This is a genomic window from Dietzia sp. DQ11-44 (assembly GCF_014145205.1).
In the GTDB taxonomy this organism is placed as follows: domain Bacteria; phylum Actinomycetota; class Actinomycetes; order Mycobacteriales; family Mycobacteriaceae; genus Dietzia; species Dietzia natronolimnaea.
Genome location: NZ_JAALEC010000402.1, coordinates 1 through 3,246, shown reverse-complemented (window position 1 = coordinate 3,246; position 3,246 = coordinate 1). Strand labels below are relative to the sequence as shown.

The following is a 3,246-nucleotide window of genomic DNA, read 5'->3' as shown; positions in this document are numbered from 1 at the left end:
CGCTCGCGGAGGCGCCGCCGGTCGTCGTCGCGGAGCCGCGTCAGCGACCGGCACGGCGACGCGCGACCAGGTCCACGACCGCCCCTGACGCCGGCGATCGTTAGAGGTGTCGGGCCCGGTGGCGCGGTCGGTTTGACCTGCTGTGCCGCCGGGCCGTAACCTTGACAAGTCGCTCGTGGCGGCGCTATGTCGTCGCGCGAGAAGTCGCGGGCCGGGCCGTCAAGGCCGCGGGACCGGCGATCCCGGTCGACGAGAGTCGGCCGGTCAGAGAGAACACCGCACAGTAGTTGTGGACGTCCCAGTGGCGGCCACACACCCGAGAAGCAAGGGGAAGCCCTCGATGTACGCGATCGTCAAGACCGGCGGCAAGCAGTACAAGGTCGCCGAAGGTGACCATGTCAAGGTCGAGAAGATCGAGGGTGAGGCCGGTACCTCCGTGTCCCTGTCCCCGATCCTCGTGGTCGACGGTTCGACCGTCACCTCCGCTGCCGACGCCCTGGCCAAGGTCTCCGTCTCCGGCGAGATCGTCGAGCAGACCAAGGGCCCGAAGATCCGGATCCACAAGTTCAAGAACAAGACCGGGTACCACAAGCGTCAGGGCCACCGTCAGAAGCTGACGGTGCTCAAGATCACCGGTATCAAGTAATCCACCACGGCCGCCAAGGCCACCAGCTCAGCGCCCTCGGGCGTCTTCCCTGAAGGAGGGGTTCGGACATGGCAAGTAAGAAGGGCGCATCCAGCACCCGTAACGGTCGTGACTCCAACGCGCAGCGTCTCGGCGTCAAGCGCTTCGGCGGCCAGGAAGTCAACGCCGGCGAGATCCTGATCCGCCAGCGTGGCACCAAGTTCCACCCGGGCGTGGGCGTCGGCCGTGGCGGCGACGACACGCTGTTCGCACTGGCCGCCGGTGCGGTCGAGTTCGGGACCAAGCGCGGCCGCAAGACCGTCAACATCGTGCCGGTCGGCGTCGAGGCCTGACCCGGCGACACTGACGCGATTCGCCCTCGGGGGCCGGGCGGGGTCTGATGACCCCACGCCCGGTCCCCGAGAGCATTTGCGCCACATCCGTTAGTCCCACCACCAGCAGGAGGAGTCCGCTTATGTCGAGATTCGTCGACCGCGTAGTGCTCCACCTCGCGGCGGGGGACGGTGGCCGCGGGTGCACGTCCGTGCACCGGGAGAAGTTCAAGCCGCTCGGCGGCCCCGACGGGGGCAACGGCGGGAGCGGCGGGGACGTGGTGCTGGTGGTGGACCCCCAGGTCCACACGCTGCTCGACTTCCACTTCCGGCCCCACGCGCGCGCCGGTAAGGGAGAGCCCGGGATGGGCGCCAACCGGAACGGCGCCCAGGGTGATGACCTCGTCCTGGCGGTGCCGCCCGGGACCGTCGTGCTGGACCAGAACGGTGAGATGCTGGCCGATCTGGTCGGTGCCGGGACCCGCTTCGTGGCGGCCGAGGGCGGCAAGGGTGGGCTCGGTAACGCCGCGCTCGCCTCCAGGGCCCGCAAGGCCCCCGGGTTCGCCCTGCTCGGTGAGCCCGGCGAGGTCCGCGACCTCACCCTCGAGCTCAAGTCCATGGCCGACGTCGGACTGGTCGGGTTCCCCTCTGCCGGCAAGTCCTCTCTCGTGTCGGTGCTCTCCGCGGCCAAGCCCAAGATCGCCGACTACCCGTTCACCACCCTGGCCCCCAACCTCGGGGTGGTCTCGGTGGGCGACGACACGTTCACCATCGCGGACGTGCCCGGGCTCATCCCGGGTGCCAGCGAGGGGCGGGGCCTGGGCCTGGACTTCCTGCGCCACATCGAGCGCACGGCCGTCCTCGCACACGTCGTGGACTGCGCGAGCCTCGAGTCCGACCGCGACCCCATCTCGGACGTCGACGCGCTCGAGGCGGAGCTCGCCGCCTACCAGCCGGAACTCGCCGACGCCGGTCTGGGGGAGCTGGCCGATCGGCCGCGGGTCGTGGTGCTCAACAAGATCGACGTGCCGGACGCCGCTGATATGGCCGAGATGGTCACCGCCCACTTCGAGGCCAAGGGCTGGCCGGTGTATGCCATCTCCGCGGTCGCGCACAAGGGCCTGGACGAACTGAGGTACGGGCTCTACGAGCTCATCAAGGCCCACCGCAAGGCCAACCCGCCGGCGGCGCCCGAGCGGATCGTGTTGCGGCCGAGGACCGTCGACGTGGCCGAGTTCACCGTCCGGAAGGACCCGAACGAGGCCGGTGCCTACGTGGTCTCGGGATCCAAGCCCGAGCGCTGGATCCGCCAGACAGACTTCGCCAACGACGAGGCCGTCGGCTTCCTCGCCGACCGCCTGGCCCGGCTCGGGGTCGAGGACGCGCTCATCAAGGCCGGCGCGCAGGCGGGCTGCACGGTCACCGTCGGCGACGTCTCCTTCGACTGGGAGCCGCAGACCCCGGCCGGTGTGGACCTCATGCGTACGGGCCGAGGCACCGACATCCGGTTGGAGTCCGACGAGCGCGTGGGCGCCCACGAGCGCAAGTACCGCAAGCGGGTGCGCCGCGGGCTGATCGACCCCGACGAGGAGATCCTGGAGTGACCGGCGAACCGGAGCTGCGGCGCCGGATCGGCACGGCCCGCCGGGTGGTGGTCAAGATCGGCTCGTCGGCCATCACGAGCTTCGGTGGCGGGATCCGCCGGCCGCAGCTCGACGCCCTGGCCGACGTCTGCCAGGCGCGCATGGCCGCGGGGTCGGACGTCTTCGTGGTCTCCTCCGGCGCGATCGGCGCGGGGATGTCCCCACTGGGGATGACCACCCGACCCGCCACCCTGTCCGCCAAGCAGGCGGCCGCCAGTGTGGGGCAGCTCGAACTGGCCCGGGCGTGGGGCGACTCGTTCTCCAGGTACGACCGCGTGGTGGGCCAGGTCCTGCTGACGGCGGGGGACATCGGGCGCCGGGAGAGCGCGGCCAACGCGCAGCGCACCCTGGACCGACTCCGCACGCTCGGCGCGGTGCCGGTGGTCAACGAGAACGACACGGTGGCCACCAACGAGATCCGCTTCGGGGACAACGACCGCCTGGCCGCGCTGGTGGCCCACCTCATCAGCGCCGATGCGTTGATCCTGCTCTCGGACGTGGACGCGCTCTACGACTCCGACCCCCGCAAGGGTGACGCCACCGCGGTGACGATGGTGTCGGGCGCGGCCGACCTCGACGGGGTGGTGGCCGGGGCCGGCGGTGCGCTGGGCACCGGCGGGATGGCCTCCAAGCTCGCGGCCGCGCG

The 3,246-nt window shown here is 70.9% G+C and carries 4 protein-coding genes; all 4 read left to right on the top strand.

Going from position 1 to position 3,246, the window contains the following annotated elements; all coding sequences use genetic code 11:
* The first annotated feature begins 340 nt into the window (after positions 1–340).
* Positions 341–646, top strand: a complete 306-nt coding sequence (rplU, locus tag G6018_RS10555) for a 50S ribosomal protein L21 (protein ID WP_017835684.1) — start codon at positions 341–343, stop codon at positions 644–646.
* A gap of 68 nt (positions 647–714) precedes the next feature.
* A complete protein-coding gene (gene rpmA, locus G6018_RS10550) occupies positions 715–978 on the top strand; it encodes a 50S ribosomal protein L27 (protein ID WP_107748170.1) in 264 nt (87 codons plus the stop codon).
* Between the two features lie 122 nt (positions 979–1,100).
* Complete coding sequence (obgE, locus tag G6018_RS10545; RefSeq protein ID WP_182639561.1) at positions 1,101–2,561, top strand: GTPase ObgE; 1,461 nt, start codon at positions 1,101–1,103, stop codon at positions 2,559–2,561.
* The coding region (gene proB / locus G6018_RS10540; RefSeq protein WP_182639560.1) for a glutamate 5-kinase at positions 2,558–3,246 on the top strand (689 nt) is incomplete at its 3' end. The genes obgE and proB, both read left to right, overlap by 4 nt.

Bases quoted from the DNA above. Each gene is read 5' to 3' on its own strand.
- rplU (WP_017835684.1), top strand. From the start codon at position 341: ATGTACGCGATCGTCAAGACCGGCGGCAAGCAGTACAAGGTCGCCGAA.
- rpmA (WP_107748170.1), top strand. From the start codon at position 715: ATGGCAAGTAAGAAGGGCGCATCCAGCACCCGTAACGGTCGTGACTCC.
- obgE (WP_182639561.1), top strand. From the start codon at position 1,101: ATGTCGAGATTCGTCGACCGCGTAGTGCTCCACCTCGCGGCGGGGGAC.